Origin of the sequence: Halobacteriovorax sp. GFR8 (assembly GCF_050955245.1) — a bacterium.
In the GTDB taxonomy this organism is placed as follows: domain Bacteria; phylum Bdellovibrionota; class Bacteriovoracia; order Bacteriovoracales; family Bacteriovoracaceae; genus Halobacteriovorax_A.
On record NZ_JBPBLR010000002.1, the window covers coordinates 2381271 to 2397282 of the forward strand.

The window sequence follows — 16012 nt, forward strand, 5'->3', positions numbered from 1 at the left end:
ACTACCTACATGTTATATCCATACTACGATAGTATGAGTTACTAAGTGGAGCCTTAGCATGCCATGGGTGCTTAATCGTAGCCTTCATTCTAAGATAAATAGAGTCAGCTGATACGTAGTAACCATTTCCATTATGACATCTAAGTGCAGCTAAGCTTTGTAACTTTGTTGCTCCTACGAGATCACAATTATTCCCACCAACAATTTGCACGATCGCACTTGTCGCCTGATTTCCTTCTGCTTGATAATTAACTTTAAACTGCTTATCAAGAGAAGGAACTGATTCAAAATCAACTTGATAAATATCACTTGTTCCTACAATCGTATTAAATTTATTACTCCAGTTACTTGAAGCAATTGATGTTAGAACCTTAGACTGTGCTCCTCTTTTCAAAGTGAAGTAGATCTTATTATTATCTTCGATACCATTTCTGCCTTTAACAGAACGGAAAGTAAAAAGCCCTAAATCATAATTACAAATGTATGCATTCCAATCTGTTCTTGTACTACAACTACTATTATTAAAACTCTTATATGGAACAACAACTGCACCACTTACGCCTGTCAAAGAACCGTCGAGGTCTCTTACCGACATTGAATAGGCCGAATCAATCCAGTTTTGATTATTCGTTTCATAGAAAAATCTTTTCCAAGGTGTTGAGGCAAACTTTAGGCCACGAACCTTATTTTCAAATCGATTAGCTCCCCCAATATTGGTAATTGGTATTGGAGTGATATTCCTATTACTATAAGTTTGCTGTGTACTTGGATAATCAAAGAATGTGACATTATCTAATTCAAAGGGCCCATCATAGACAACGATTCCCGAGACAAATGAGTTACTAGGAAGTGCACCGGCTAGAATCCCCTTATCTTTATTTGAATTATTTGCACTTTGCCCAACAATTGCTGAATTAGTAAAACGCTGAGAATAAGCGGTAAAGATGGCCCAACGATTATCTGCTAAAACAGCATTATCAAATTGAGCTGCCCTTCCTCTAAAATAGATCCCACTTTCTGTATTCTTAAAAGCAACAAGATTTCTAAACACAGGATAAGTTGACGGCCCATAGTGAGCACTCAGTAGCTCTCTATCTTCCGGGTTATTTGGATTATTTCTTAGAGCACCATCAGGGGCCCCATCCCATGTGTGACCGACCTTACTTGAGTGGGCAGTGTTATTATCATATCTCAATGTATTATTTGTAACAGGTGTTGAACAAAGTCCATCAGGAGAACAAATTCTCGTCTTTTCAAAGGCCATCCAAAAACCCGTCCCTTCAGATCCAGCTGCAACATTGTAAGCGACAGTATTATCAGGGTTTGAAATCCAATAAGTCGAAGGACTAGGAAACCTTCCCGAGACCCCTCTTACATCTGAAATGAGGAGAGCTCTCGACTCTGGAACCTTTTTTGAAACCAGTCCAATATTGTGACTCAGAGTATTCTTTACTTCGTTACCATCTTCTAGAAAATAGCCGTGTCCAAAGTGGTTGTAACAAACATTTCCTATAACGCTAACATAATTAGTTGCATGAATTGTGATACATCTTTGGTAACTGTCAGTAACAGATGAGTTCTTAATATATTGTCCACTTGCATTTCCGACCATATGCCAATGGAATGGATATCTTGCCATCTCCCCCATTCGTCCAAGTTTTGAGAATTGAACTGAGTCAACATATGCCTTAGCACTACCCATAACCATAACGTGGCCACCAAGGTATGAAGACGTATGAGAAGTGCCATGAGATGCAATCACGATATTTCGAGTTAGATTTGCAACGGTTGCTCTATTATCTAGCGTCCAACTTTTCCCACTGTGGCTTAAAGTACGATTAACACCCCAGTGTTTATAAGATAGCGCTCGATCAATTACGACGACATTATTATTAACTGAAACAATTTTAACTCTTTCTGCTTCATTCATATCAAATGAAGTTGAAGAAATAACAATCTCATCATCTTTCTTCCAATTTACATTAGTTGAAAGTGTAATGGTTGTATTACCTGGATTGGCATGATTAGCGAGCTTAATGATCCCACTATTTCGATAAACCCCATGTAAGTGTAATTGCCCTTGACCGTGAACTGCGAAGGCCCTCTTTCCCATTGAATGATTGCCATTACTTAATTCAAGGCCATCAGCAAGTTCAATTCTAAGCTTTCCTTGAAATCTCTTACTACTCGTTCCACAAATAAATTTTCCATTTACTAAAATTCCTTTAGCAATAATTCGGTAACTTGAAGAATTATCGGGACATCTAAACTCTCCATCAACTTGTAATAAGCCTACGTTAATATTGCGATCAAGAGTTGCTGTCATACCGGAAGGAATTGTTAAGTTTTGGCCATTTGTTGTAAATAACTCACTAATCTTTCTATCTGATACATAGGCAGGGATTCGGAAGTATCCACTTTTTCCAATTTGTAAATTTGGGCCACCTGTCACAGAGATTCCAAAGCTAAAGACAAGCTTACCTGCGTTAGTTTTCCACTGGTCATCAGTAAAGGTATGAGCGAAACGATGTTTAGTGAAAGTATTCTGACAAATATTTGAAACTGCTGCTTCACTTGAATTACTCGCTTTAAAATTTGAAAGGATCTTCTTATTACTTAAAGAATCGCCAGCATAGATATGCACATTAATGGATTGATTAACTGTCTGATCGCAGGCCCATCCACTTACAATCAGTTTATTATTGACGACCTTAACTGCATCAATATGTCCTTTAATCTGAGCATATGCATTATTGAAAGTAAGTATTCCAAAACTAATAACAACAAACGTCCTAAATAAACTTCTCATTTAATTTCCTTATTTAAAAAACCAGTAAGATCTGACCTTGGGTATTTTAAGCGGGCATCAAATATGAATTTAACTTTTCTAAAGAAAGTTTAATTAAACACAATAATTCTATGTACTTAACCATGCTAGAATAGCAATATTTGAATGTCATGATTGACACAAATATGTGCAAATAAAAGTGGGTTCTAACTTCTAGGAAATCTATTATGAGAGTTTTTGTCGCCATTGACTTACCAAAGGATACAAAAGAAAAATTAGAGAATGTGAAGATGGATCATGCTAATTTTCGCCGTTATCCTGCGGCCAATCTTCACCTAACCTTGAAGTTCATTGGAGAAGTCTCAAATGAGTTATTAGAACAAATCAAAGAACAACTTAATACAGTTAAATTCAAACCTTTCACATTGAGATTTTCATCTTTGGGATACTTCTACCCTCATCGCCGTGGGACTCCTATTTGGATTGGAGTAGAAAGTAATGAAGAGCTAATGGAGCTACAGGAAAAGGTGGAAGAGAGACTTCAGGGCCTAGAGCTAAAATTAGACAAGATGATATTCACCCCACACCTTACTTTAGGTAGAATGGAGCGAGGAATTAGAGAGAATGAAATAAAGGAATTCATGCAAACAATTCACATACCTAACTTTAGCATTACTGCTAAAGAGTTTATCTTATTTCATAGTCATTCAACTAAAAATGGTGTTGAATACCTTCCATTAGAAACTTTCTAACTAATCGGAGCGGCAATGCCTATTGAAAAGTACTTTAGACATTATCCGGAACATTTAAAACAGCAAATCCAAGATCTGATTTCCAGTGGTAACCTTAGGTCATATCTCTTAAAGAAGTATCCTCATCCACATGAAATCAACTCTGACAAATTGCTCTACAAATATGCAAATGAACTCAAAGATCAGTATATGCGAAATGTACCGCAATTGAGTAAGGTTATTTATGAGAAGCAAAAAGATCTCGTTAACGATGCTCTCGGTACCCATACGTATATCAGTAGAAATCACGGTGGAAAATTAAAGAAGAAGCATGAAATGAGAATCTCTCGCACTCTAAAAGATGCCCCTCGTGAGATGCTTGAAATGCTAGTTGTCCATGAGCTTGCCCATTTTAAGGAAAAGGACCACAACAAGGCATTCTATAAACTTTGTGAGTATATGCAACCTAACTACCATCAGGTTGAATTCGATCTTCGCCTCTACCTTGTTCTCTTAGATCAAGGGGAAACTTTATTTAAATAATCAAGCCCACCAACAATGGCCGCAACCTGTGCATTTACACAATCCTCATCACTAACTTTTGGACTATCAGGATAAACTTCCGTTGTTGTACAAAACTTCGCATTTGAAAAAGATGCACAAAGATGAAGTTTCTTTAGAGCATAGTTAATCACACCCTCTTGTGCAATGGTGGCCCCTATAATCTTCCCATTCTTATCAGCAGGTGCGATATGCGTGACCTTACGAACTGAATCAATGATCGCCTTTTGGAAATCAGGGCAAGAATTTTCACTATCATCAACAAGATAGAATCCATCAGGAATATCCCAAACATCTTGAGAGACACCATCCCTCTTTTCTAAGGCCGGCCTAAAGATAGTATTGTCAGTATCTGTCGTCTCGTGAAGATCGAAGTGGGCAAAGACTTCAACAGCTAAACCAGCAATGGCCTTCATGACAAGATTGCACTCTGGAGCTGGCCCATTTGTATAGAAAGAGCGATTTGGATCAACTGTCATTGGATTCCAGCGATTGATTGTCTCATATCCCCAAGGGCTTATACATGGAGCAACGACAAAGTTAAATGAATCTGTATAATTTGTAGCTTGTCTTTCTAGAAAAGCAAGGGCACCGTGAACACCACTTGTTTCATAACCATGGACGCCACCAGTAACAAGAATGGTTCTTTTCACTGGTGAAAAATTCTTACTTTTAATTAAATAAAGAGGGTACTTTTCTTCATCATAAGGAAGGGCACCATATTGAGAGACATCAAAACGGTCTTCTAAGCTCTTAATCTTTGTTACGACCTCTTCAAGATATGATCGCTTTATCACTTGCTCTTTAAACCAGTTCTCTTTTTCTACGTCACCCCAAGGGATAAGATTCTTTTCCATATTAGTACCTATATATAACTATCTTGTCGCTAAAATCACATACTCTTTCTTGTGAGCTGGTACTTGTCGACTAATGATATTGTGAAATCCCCAATCATAGAATTGATCTTCAAATGATTCGATATTTTCAATATATTCCATCTTTACAACCTGAACGGTAAAGATAATCCCCTTTAAAGTTCGATTATACTTCTTCGCTAGTCTTAGGACTTCTTTGATTGACTGCTTAGGATTAATATTAATATCTGCGTGAATCCAGCGTACATCCTCAGGAAGATCCTCATGAGAAAGGTCCTGCACTGATTTTTTCATATGTGAGAAGTTTTTGTGATTAGCGATCTCTGGACTTATTTTTGCAGGATCGATTCCCACAACCTTGCATCCTTCATCTAGAAGATATTGTGAAGCACCACCTGGAGCACACCCAAAGTCTAGCCACAGATCACCTTTAAATAATTTTACCGCATAAAGTTTCACAATTTGAGAAAGCTTTAAGTATCCTTTTGAAACGGCATTATCAGGAGTATCGACTTCGGCCATAGAATTAGGATAGCGAGTACACCCATCTGCTACACTGTGAGCGCCAAACCAAATCTCATTCGGTCCTAGGCTCATTAAATCAATTACGATCTTACCTTCAGCACTGTAGCCATTTACCTCACGTCCGAAGGCTTCTTTAGCATCAAAATCAGTCTCACATCCAATTGCAAAACTATGAATCATGAAATCTTCACTATCAAGCCCTGATGCCTTCACATCACTTACAATATTTTCAGGAGTTGATTTTCCGTAGAAGATTCCACTTCGTGTAGCAAATGTAAGCTGGAGTTGCGATATCGTTTTTAAGTCATATGCAATACCTGTATTCTTAAATGTCACAAAGCCTTTCTTGGAAAAGCTTAAAACTAATTCTGGATAAAATATCTTAATCTCTTCTTTTAAGAGAATTTCGTTTCCTGGATTTGTACATACAAAAATATATTGTTGCTGACTCATTGCCATCCTTATTGGTTATTAATAGATTAACTATCTTATACCATTTAAATAAAGAATGTACTTAATTATTAACGGCATTCATTGATCTCTTGATCTAACTTTGTGATTTCGCGCTTAAACAACTCTATAAACACCAGACTTTCTAGACATGAGCTTCTCTGCAATAAACTCGCGTCTAATTGTACAAAAGTCTTCATTATACTTTTCAAGTCTTTCATTCACCTCGGCTTCTGTGTAGTCTCTACCCTTCTTAAATTCTTGTAGTAGATGCTTTAAGATAACAAGCCTCTTTTTTCGTTGCACAGGAATCGACTTCAGTTCTCCATTTTTAAAAAATGATTTAATTATCTTTTGCTCATATTGAACTTCATTTTCATCTTCGTTAGAAATTGAGACTTCAAGAATTGAGTTTAAAATATTTTTATCTAATACCTTCTTTTGAAGTGAAAAGACTTTATAGTACTGCTCTTTACGAGACTTAATAAGGCCAACGGCTTCTAATTTTTTTAAATGATGTGTAATCGTACCAGGAGATAGAGAAAGTCTTTCTGCAAGAACTTCTGCATAAAGGTCTTTCTCTGCAAGGCTCCTAATAATACTCAATCTCGCCTCATCCCCTAAGACTTTGAATACTTTTGCAAGACTCATCATTTAGCCTTCGCCAAGAGATGTGCGCATTTCTTGAACTGATGGTAGAGATACAATCCACTCAAATATACTAAGCTTAATCATTGCTTTGTCCGCATCTTCATCACGGCCAAATCTAATATCCTCGCTATAGCTTTGAGACCAATCTCTATACATAAGTTTTGTCGTTTTGATGAAATTAGCTGGAGTCGCATTTCCATAAAGCTCTTCCATAATTTCAAAAACATTTTCTCTAATCTTTCTTTCAATATTGATATCGATTTTTCCTCTACTGAGATTCGATGCCTGTTTTGAAAGCTCTCTTAATTCATCTAAAAAATTCATAATTTCCTCTCCGATCTATTTTGATACATGTCAAAATAAACTCAAAAAAAGAGAAGGTCAATATTTGTTTTGATATTCATCAAAGTAGATACCAGTTTTAATGTAATTTTGACAACTTAGCTTCTACATATACGCGATACAATTTTACACTGTCCTTGGACAAAATCTTTTGTACAACATATTAAATACCTATGAAAAATCTTATCGCAAGCTTCTTAATCATCTTATGTTTACCAACTCAATCAAATGCCTTCACACGTTTTGATATTACCCAAATGGCAAAGAAGAACCACGTGGCCCTTGAGTACAAAGAAGTTAAGAAAGTGATGTTTTCGATCGTGGATAATATTGATGGTGTTATTTGCAGTGTCTACACACCAAGCCAGTGTAAGAAGAGATATCAGCAAAAAGAAAAGAATTTCAAAATCAATATTGAACACACATGGCCACAGTCAAAGGGAGCAAAAGAGCTTCCGGCCAATAGTGATATGCACCACCTCTTTCTAACGAGCAAAGAGTCTAATAGTAAGAGGGCAAATCTTCCTTTTTGTAATGCCGCTTACGATTACTGGCAAATGGATGGAAGTATTCAAGGCTTTGATGATTATGCTCAGGACTGTTTTGAACCACAAGATGGCCACAAAGGAAATGTTGCGCGAGCAATGTTCTACTTTGCTGTTCGCTATGATTTTTCAATTGATAAGGATCAAGAGGAAACTCTCAGAGCTTGGAATAAACTAGATCCAGTAGATGAGCGAGAATTAAAGAGAAATGAGATTATCAAATCTCTTCAAGGAAATATCAATCCATTTATTTTAAAACCAGAATGGATTGATGAGATTTCAAACTTCTAGACTTCGAAAAGATTGGGCCCACCATCAGGTGGGCACAAATCCTAAACTTCTTCTAAAATCTTTCTTCTAGGTCTTGCAATTAAAGAATAGAAACAAGGTACAACAACTAAGGTAAAGATCGTTGAAAGGAATACCCCACCGATAATAACAAGGGCCATCGGTCTTCTTGTTTCAGAACCAGCTCCAATAATAACAGCAGCAGGAACGGCCGATGCAAGAGTTGTAAAAGTTGTCATAATAATCGGTCTAAATCTTGTTTTACATGCTTCTAAGATAGCGTCAGCTAATTCCTTTCCTTCATCACGTAATTGATTTGAGAATTCAACAATAAGAATCGAAGTCTTCTTAACAATACCCATCGTTAAGAGAATCCCAATCATCGAGTATATATTTAAGGTACTACCAGATAGCCATAGAGCAATGAAAGATCCCGCAAGTCCAAATGGAACGGCCAAGAAAACAGTAATTGGGTCAGAGAAAGAATTGAACTGACTTGCTAAAACCATGTAGGCAATAACAAGACCAAGTACCATAATCATAAGAACGCTAAATAGTGATTCATTTAGGTCTTTTGAGAATTTAAGGTAGTAACCTTTTGGTAAAACCTTCTCTCCTAATTCTTTAATATAATCGATGGCCTTACTCTGAGCGACACCTTCTTTTAAGTTCGCATCGACTCGAACACCTCTCGAACGATTTTCACGGTAAATCGTTTGTGGCCCAAAGGCATCTTCAATCTTTACAACTTCACTTAATGTAACAAATTCTCCACGGTTATTTTGTAGAAGAAGTGATGAGATATTCTCTCTAGTGCGATCTTCTTCTGCTAACTGAACGAAGACATCATAACGTCTTCCACGTTCTGTATACTTTGTTGCAGGGGTCCCTGCTACACCAACATTTAAGGCAGTAGCGATAGTATTAACTTCAATCCCACGCTGTTGGGCCTTAAGACGATCTGGAATGATGTGCACTTCAGGAAGTTCACCAATATCATCGGAGCGAATTCCAACCATTAGATCAGATTCTTTCATGCCTTTCGCTAATTGCTCATATAGTTGAGCTTGAATCTCTGCATCAGGACCAGTAATTGTAAACTCAATTGGACTTCCTCTTCGTCCACCAATAGCAGATCCCATTCGATCTCTAACAATAATATGAAGTCCTTTGATAACAGATAGATCCTTTCTTAATTGAGAGGCTATTTGAAATTGTGTCAGCTCTCTTTTATCACGGTCTTTGAGAATGATAACTCCAAAACCACGGTTACCAGATGAGGCTCCACGTCCACCACCAACAGCAACAATCATTCTTTCGACATTTTCGTTCTTAGAAACAATAGCTTCATACTCTTTAACTTTCTCATTTGTATAATCTAAACTTGCTCCATCTGGTGCAATAAAGATAACAAACATGAAGCTTCGATCTGATTCTGGTGCAAATTCTTTATCAATGTGATTTAGCGACATAAATGAAGCCAAGATAACAACCGTAGAAATAAGAATAACTTTTAAACGATGTCCAAGAGAGAATTTTAAAACTCCCATATAGATTTTATTTCCAAAATCTACTGCACGATTAACCCAGTGGTGAATAAAGATCCCTTTAGATGCAACATTAAGAAATTGAGAACATCTCATCGGTGCAAGAGTAAGTGCTTCAAGAGAAGATAGTGAAACCGCAATACAGATTGTTAAGGCAAATTCCTTAAAGAAACGCCCCTCAATTCCAGGCATAAGTGTAATTGGAGCAAAGATTGCGATAAGAACTGCAGTCGTAGCAAGAACCGCAAATGCAATTTCCTTACTTCCCTTAAAAGACGCCTGTACTTTATCATGTCCCATCTTTGCATATCGGACAATATTTTCGAGCATAACAATGGCATCATCAACAACGATCCCAATAGCTAGGGTCAGACCTAGCAGAGAGAATGTGTTTAAAGAGAAGCCCATTAAGTACATGAAAGAGAAAGTACCAATAATAGCAGTTGGAATTGCCAGAACAATATTAATCGTTGCCGACATTGAGTTTAGAAATAACCAACATACTAATGAAGTTAATAGAACAGAGAGAACTAAGTTTTGTAGAAGCTCACCAATTGATAATCGAATAAAAGAAGTACGGTCAAAGTTTACTGAAAGGTTTGTTCCCTCAGGAAGGTTTTCAGAGATCTCCTTAACACGTGCTTTTACACGGTCAGCAACATCAACAGCATTCACCCCTCTTTGCTTATAAATAGGCATTGAAAGAGAAGGCTTTTGATTTACACGTGAAATTCTTGTGCGGTTTTCAACACCCGCATAGATATTTGCAACTTCAGATAGTCGAATCGGAACATAATTGGCCTGTCCGCCACGACGACTAATGATCATATTTTTAAAATCTTCAACAGTACGTCCTTCACCTAGGACACGTAAACTCTTCTCATCTTTAAGTGTTTCAAATTTACCAGCAGGCAGCTCCACACTTTCTCTTTGAAGTGTTTGGACAATATCTGAAAGTGTTAATTGAAATGAATCAAGTTTCTCTGCAATAACGTCCACTCTCATCATTGGCTCGCGTGCTCCAAAAGCACGAACTTCAGAAACACCTTCGATTGTTGTGATCTGATCAATAACACCATCTTTAAAGAGAATATTTAATTCTCTTTCAGAGAGTGTGTCAGAGACAAGTGCGAGGTAGAGAATTGGATCATCTGCCGCATTTGATTTAGTTACAGTAGGAGTTTCAACAATATCTGGTAATTGTCTTTGAGCACGGCCTAAGAGGGTTTGTACTTCCTGAAGAGCAAAGTCGATATCTTTATCAAGTGTAAACTCAAGATTGATACGACCTTGGCCACGCCCAGCAGTTGATGTCATGTCCTTAATCCCTTGCATTGAAACAAGAACAGATTCAGCAGGCTCTAAAACATCTTTTTCTACTACTTCTGGTGTTGCACCTTCATATTCATATGCAATAGAGATTGATGGGTAATCAACATCAGGATTTTCATTAATTCCAAGTTCTCTAAACCCTAGGATACCAAATAGGATTAGTGAGAACATTAACATCCATGCAAAAACAGGATTCTTTATCGATAGAGATGATAAACTCATAATATACAACCTTCTTATTCTTTAGGGATATTACCTAAGTAAGCATTTGCTTGATAATATAAAGACTTCACTTCAAGAGATGATCTAATTGCTAACTTTTCTAGGTCAATTACGTCGTCTAAAGATCTAATAACTTCAATTTGTGTTACTAGCCCCTTATTAAGATCCTTTAATTGCTCTTGATATGATGCCCTACTTCGATACAAAGCTTTTCTTAGAGTTTGTAATTCATTTTTCTTATATTCAAAATTTTTAACAAAAGCACTCCAACGATTAACAGTATTTCTTCTATTGTAATCAATTTGTGCTTTATTAATTTGTGAAACGATTCTTCTGCTTGTCACTTTCGACTTTCTTTCACCAAAGTCTAGAAGATTAAGAGTAACGTTTAAGCTAACTCTCCAATCGCGTTCTCCAATATCATTCTTATCAATATTGTAATCAGCGCTTAGATCTACTTGTGGATAGTATGCGGCCTTTTCAATTTTAGCCTCAGCAACAGATGCTTCGTAATCATATTTTAGGCTCTTAAGATCTGGCGTATTTTCTAAGTCAACATTTGTAGACAGAACCAGTTTTAGAGGGTCGACACTATCTTTCACTTCTTTAACATCATCAAGACCTGAAAAATTCATTAAATCAGTCATTGATGTCTTTACTTGGGCCTTACTTTGAACAAGTCCGGCCTCTAAGCGATGAAGCTGAGATTCAAGAGCATAGAGATCAGCCTTACGATCTCGTCCAATCTTTGCTCTTTGTCTAACAATACTAACTCTCTTTCTTAAGTTTTCAAGCAGTGCCTCAACTCTTTCTTTTTCTTCTATGGCCGAAGACATTTGAAAAAATAATGTCGTAAATTGAGAATAGTACTCAGCAAGACTTTTATCTGTTAATGCTTTTGCCTGCTTAGGCACGATCTTGTTGTAATCATAAAGAGCAAACTCTGCTCCACCTTGAAATAGCTTTTGTCTTAATGAAAGATAGACTTCTGAATCAACTTCTTTATTTGTTGAGCTTTCAGGATGTTCATCACGATACGTATTAGAATATACTGCATCTAAGCTTGGGTAGAGGCTTGACTCTACAGTCTCCAAATCTGAAACCGTTTTCTTTTCTGTAAGCTTAAAGACCTCGACTTGCTTAGACTTCTTTAAAGACTTTAAGTAAAGCTCTTCTACAGAAGCATTACTAATAAAAGGGGTAAAAGTAATAAATAAAAATGCAATTTTATAGTAATTCAAGATTGGCCCTCCTGTAATTTTAGAACAAAGTTTTCTATTACTTCGAGAGCACTTGTTAACTGTGAAACTTCAGATGCGGAAAGGTTTTCCAAACTACCTGAAAACCTATGACTGGCGCCACTTCTGACCTTCTCAAACTTCTTCTTGCCCTTTGCTGTAATCTTTAAAAAAGTAATTCTTCGATCTGTCTTACAGGCCTCACGTGAAATATACTTATCATTTACTAATGTATCCACAAGCTTTGAAATAGCAGCACAAGAAACATGAATAACATCAGCTAAATCACTACATGTGCACACACCATCATTTACTCTTGCCAGAATACGATACTTTGGAAAGCTAATTTCAGATTCGCTTTCTCTTTTAATGTATGACCTAATAATTCCCATCGATGACGGTATGACCTCGATGAATTTTCTAGATAAAGAATCTTTGATAAAACATAACCTTGTTAATATTTAACTTTGTTAAGTATTTTACTAAGATTATCTTAAGTTTGAAAAACATTATTTTTAATGCAATGAAGACTAGTTAAGCCACTAAACGAATTATTTAAACAGCAGGTGCCATGCACCTTTGGTTTCGCACTTGCACAACCAATGGAGCATGGCACTTTTTTATAATAGAAAACTTCCAAGTGCCGAGGAACAAGACTCCGGCGCAGACCGTATTCCAAAAGTATGAACTCTGTCTTTTAAATCCTCAAGCTTTCCAGCTCTTTGTTCATCTAGGCGCTTGAGGTGAGTTCTCATTGATTGCACAAAGACTTCATCGTTATCCAAAGCTTGTTCAATGGCGCTTCCAACAAGGGCCAGTTTATTGCGATTCATCCACCAGTCTTTATATGATGGAGGAAGTCTGAAGCCTTTGGCGTCTCCAATTCTTTTTCTGTAATCTTCGACATCTGAGTAGCTTTCAAAGTTATTAAACCACTCACCTAGCCAAACAGTATTCTCTTTTTGGCCTTCATAGTAGAAGTCCTTGTGATCATCCACAAGAATCACAGAGTCTAAGTCATCACTCACAAGGGAGATGTCTTTTTTCCACTTATGAACAAAGCGAGAATCTTCGGGAACATTTCTTCTATTATCGTAAAGGTGGCGCTTTGAAAGAATGCGATAAGAAATATCATGAAAACTTTTTTCACTTCCGTCTGAGAGTTTAAGTGATTTTAAAAGTTCTAGATTTCGCCCCTCGCTCCCTCCACTAAAAAAAGAAATTGAAACATCTTCTCGTTTTGATAATTCAGTGATGAGTTCTTGGGCGTATGGAATAATCCTATAGCGAATGCCTTGGATGGTAACAGTTCTTTTTGGATTAAATGTTTCACCCGCCTCAATTTCGGCCACAAGTGTGTGGTCGAGATCAAAAACAATATGCCTCTGCTTTAGCTGCGCTGGCCCCCTAAGAGCTTTGGAGCATGAAATGAATAATAGGATGAAAACGAGATATCTCACTCATATCTTATCGACCATTTTAGTCAAATACTTAAAAAATTACTGAAACTTCTTCTAAGAGTGCAGCATGCTTATTTCTAAGCTCAATCGGGTCATCAAAGCTCATGGATGTCGTCTTCTCAAAGAGAATTGTGCTCTCACCACTTGGGAGCAAGCACGTAATATGAGCAGAGCATTCATTCTTCTTCTCCCCTAACATCTTCGTTTCAATGCACAGATTAACTCTAAGCTCTTGCGATGCTTTTCCTGGATACTTCTTGCATAGGTCAATGAGAGATTTTTTTAGTTCTGGATTATCCCATTTTAGGGCCTCTAAAATTGACGGCTCACAAGATTGCACTCGAAATACATCACCATCAACAACACACTTAATCCCTTTATCTGTTGATGTTTCAAGGTAGCGATAAGCGAAGTTTTCGAGATTATGAATGAAAAGAGCTGAAACACCATCAGACTCTATTAGCCATTCACGATTCTTTGAATTCATTTCTTGCGTAAGCTTTTCTTTATCAATTTTCGTCATATATACATAATACTTGCTAAATCTAAGCAGTAAAGAGATTCTATAATTATAACTAAATAATAATTGGAGGAAGTAAATGAGTCATGCTATTGAACCATCGTTAAAATCAAAAAAAGCAGGGATAGCCTTCGGCTTCGTCATTTCCTTTGTGCTCGGTTCAGCATTTGTTTTTTCAGCACTAAAAGCAGGTATTACCCCTGGGATCAGTCCCCTCGTCGTTTTATTTGGATGGGTCGCAATGGGTAGCTTCTTTAAAAGCGACATGAAAGGCTTCCTTGCCATGGCCCAAGTAACAGGCTCAGCAGGAGTTGCCGTAACAGCAGGTGTCGCCTTCGTTGCACCAATCGTTCAAATCTTAGCTGCGGAACTAGGACAACCTGTTCCACCAGTCGATATTCTTTCACTCATTCTAGCTTCTGCTGCCGGATGTTTCCTAGGTTGGGGTTTTGTGGGCCTTGCAACTCAAAGATTTTTAACAGATCCAAAACTTCCAGCTCCCGAGGCCGTTGCTTGTGACCGCCTTATCCAAACAGCTGCTGAAAATCCTCAGGCCCGTCCACCTTTAAAATTCTCACTTATTCCTGGTCTAGCACTTGGATTTGTGATGGCCTTCCTAAGCCAAATAAAAGTTTTAAAAGCAAGTATCTATGATCTTAAGTTCACTCTTAGTGGAGTCGAAACAAAACTTCCACTTCCAATTAACCCACTATACTTTGGTATTGGAGCACTCCTTACTGTTCCGACTGCTATCCTGATCTTCTTTGGAGGTCTTCTAAACGCAGTTGTTAAGGGAATGTCTGCGGCCCAAAATATGCCAGGAACAACTTTTCGTTGGGTTGGTGGTGCTGCCATGGTTGTTGCTGTTGTTTACTCATTAATTGCTTACATCATTGAAGGTAGAAAAACTCGCAATGCTCTTGCAAATAAGAAAGCAGACTTTGATGCTGAACAATTAGAAATCCCAGCGCGAGTAAGAAAGCAACTTCTAGCATCGATTGGTTTTGGTGCATTCTTATTAATCGCCATGATGATGTATTCAGGAGCAACACTTGTCGGACTTGTTGCACTTGGTATCGTTGCACTACTTCTAATCTTCTTCCTAAGTGGTCTTGGAGCTCTCTTATCACTTCAAGTTGGATCATCTGCTTCGCCTGTTAGTGGAACCGTATTCATGGGAATGCTTGTTCTAAGTTTAGTAGGACTTGCCATTGGCCTTGAAGGGATTCAAGGTGTTTACTTTCTAGTTCCAATTATCGTTGCAGCTTGTGTTGCTATCTGTGCATCAAACGATTCATCTCAAGATTATAAGACAATGCAATTTAATGGCCTTAAAGTTTCAAGCTCATTTGTGGGACAAATCGTAGGCCTTCTAGGTGGTGCAATCTCTGTACCTCTAGCAATTTACGTTGCTCATGAAACAGGAACTCTTGGAAGTGAAGCACTACCTGCACCACAGGCAGCATTCTTTGCAACTGTTTTAAAATCTCTTTTTATTCAAAGTGATATTCCTCTAATGCCAGTTCTTGCAGGTACTGGACTTGGATTATTAGCTGTTATTATTGAGATCATCGGAAAGCGTAAGGGTGTTATTCTAAGCTCACTTGCCTTTGCAGTTGGAATCTATCTTCCTTCATATATCGGAACAGGAATTCTATTAGGTTCTCTTGCTAGACTTTCTGGGACAAAGTCTGTGACAAAAATCACACACCGAGGAATTCTTACTGCCGCAGGGCTTATTACAGGAGACGCCCTATTTGCTCTTCTATTTGGAATCCTTGCAATTGGCGGAATGGAGATCGCTGGAGTTAAAGACTTTAATTTCCAAACAAGCCTAAGCGTCTTATTCTTTGTAGGTCTTCTACTTACAACAGCGATTAACTACGCTAAAACTTCTTCGATTGAAAAAAACTAATATAAAAAAATGGCTCCTCAAT

Annotated in this window: 14 protein-coding genes; 4 read left to right on the forward strand and 10 right to left on the reverse strand. The window is 37.5% G+C overall.

The window, feature by feature from the left end; translation table 11 throughout:
* Position 1 precedes the first annotated feature (1 nt).
* Positions 2-2809, reverse strand: coding sequence for a G8 domain-containing protein (locus ACRXC1_RS11880; RefSeq protein ID WP_433659054.1), 2808 nt, complete (start codon positions 2807-2809; stop codon positions 2-4).
* A gap of 206 nt (positions 2810-3015) precedes the next feature.
* On the opposite strand from ACRXC1_RS11880, the gene thpR reads away from it, so the two are divergent.
* Both thpR and ACRXC1_RS11890 read left to right on the forward strand, forming a co-directional pair.
* A complete protein-coding gene (thpR, locus tag ACRXC1_RS11885; protein WP_433659056.1) occupies positions 3016-3540 on the forward strand; it encodes an RNA 2',3'-cyclic phosphodiesterase in 525 nt (174 codons plus the stop codon).
* A gap of 15 nt (positions 3541-3555) precedes the next feature.
* Complete coding sequence (locus ACRXC1_RS11890; protein ID WP_433659058.1) at positions 3556-4062, forward strand: M48 metallopeptidase family protein; 507 nt, start codon at positions 3556-3558, stop codon at positions 4060-4062.
* Here the strand turns inward: ACRXC1_RS11890 and ACRXC1_RS11895 are convergent.
* From ACRXC1_RS11895 to ACRXC1_RS11910, 4 genes are all read right to left on the reverse strand, one after another.
* Entirely contained in the window at positions 4038-4937 is a 900-nt protein-coding gene (locus ACRXC1_RS11895; protein ID WP_433659060.1) for a M14 family metallopeptidase, read from the reverse strand. The genes ACRXC1_RS11890 and ACRXC1_RS11895 overlap by 25 nt on opposite strands.
* An 18-nt stretch (positions 4938-4955) precedes the next feature.
* The gene (locus ACRXC1_RS11900) at positions 4956-5933 is read right to left on the reverse strand and encodes an SAM-dependent methyltransferase (protein ID WP_433659062.1); all 978 of its coding nucleotides are present in this window, start codon (positions 5931-5933) and stop codon (positions 4956-4958) included.
* A gap of 114 nt (positions 5934-6047) precedes the next feature.
* Positions 6048-6584, reverse strand: coding sequence for a metalloregulator ArsR/SmtB family transcription factor (locus ACRXC1_RS11905; protein WP_393060861.1), 537 nt, complete (start codon positions 6582-6584; stop codon positions 6048-6050).
* A complete protein-coding gene (locus ACRXC1_RS11910) occupies positions 6585-6905 on the reverse strand; it encodes a hypothetical protein (protein WP_393060859.1) in 321 nt (106 codons plus the stop codon).
* Positions 6906-7096: 191 nt separating this feature from the next.
* Here ACRXC1_RS11910 and ACRXC1_RS11915 point away from each other — a divergent pair, with 191 nt between their 5' ends.
* Positions 7097-7759 (forward strand): endonuclease I family protein, encoded by a 663-nt coding sequence (locus ACRXC1_RS11915; RefSeq protein ID WP_433659065.1) that lies wholly within the window; start codon positions 7097-7099, stop codon positions 7757-7759.
* Between the two features lie 41 nt (positions 7760-7800).
* Here ACRXC1_RS11915 and ACRXC1_RS11920 read toward each other — a convergent pair whose 3' ends face one another.
* From ACRXC1_RS11920 to ACRXC1_RS11940, 5 genes are all read right to left on the reverse strand, one after another.
* Positions 7801-10857, reverse strand: a complete 3057-nt coding sequence (locus ACRXC1_RS11920; protein WP_392908753.1) for an efflux RND transporter permease subunit — start codon at positions 10855-10857, stop codon at positions 7801-7803.
* A gap of 14 nt (positions 10858-10871) precedes the next feature.
* Complete coding sequence (locus ACRXC1_RS11925; protein WP_433659067.1) at positions 10872-12098, reverse strand: TolC family protein; 1227 nt, start codon at positions 12096-12098, stop codon at positions 10872-10874.
* Entirely contained in the window at positions 12095-12487 is a 393-nt protein-coding gene (locus ACRXC1_RS11930; protein WP_433659069.1) for a MarR family winged helix-turn-helix transcriptional regulator, read from the reverse strand. The genes ACRXC1_RS11925 and ACRXC1_RS11930 overlap by 4 nt, the downstream gene beginning before the upstream one ends.
* Before the next feature lie 228 nt (positions 12488-12715).
* A complete protein-coding gene (locus tag ACRXC1_RS11935; protein ID WP_433659071.1) occupies positions 12716-13555 on the reverse strand; it encodes an NIF family HAD-type phosphatase in 840 nt (279 codons plus the stop codon).
* Between the two features lie 31 nt (positions 13556-13586).
* The gene (locus ACRXC1_RS11940; RefSeq protein ID WP_433659073.1) at positions 13587-14078 is read right to left on the reverse strand and encodes a hypothetical protein; all 492 of its coding nucleotides are present in this window, start codon (positions 14076-14078) and stop codon (positions 13587-13589) included.
* A gap of 76 nt (positions 14079-14154) precedes the next feature.
* Between ACRXC1_RS11940 and ACRXC1_RS11945 the strand changes: the two genes are divergently transcribed.
* Positions 14155-15990 (forward strand): hypothetical protein, encoded by a 1836-nt coding sequence (locus ACRXC1_RS11945; protein ID WP_433659075.1) that lies wholly within the window; start codon positions 14155-14157, stop codon positions 15988-15990.
* Positions 15991-16012: the final 22 nt, after the last annotated feature.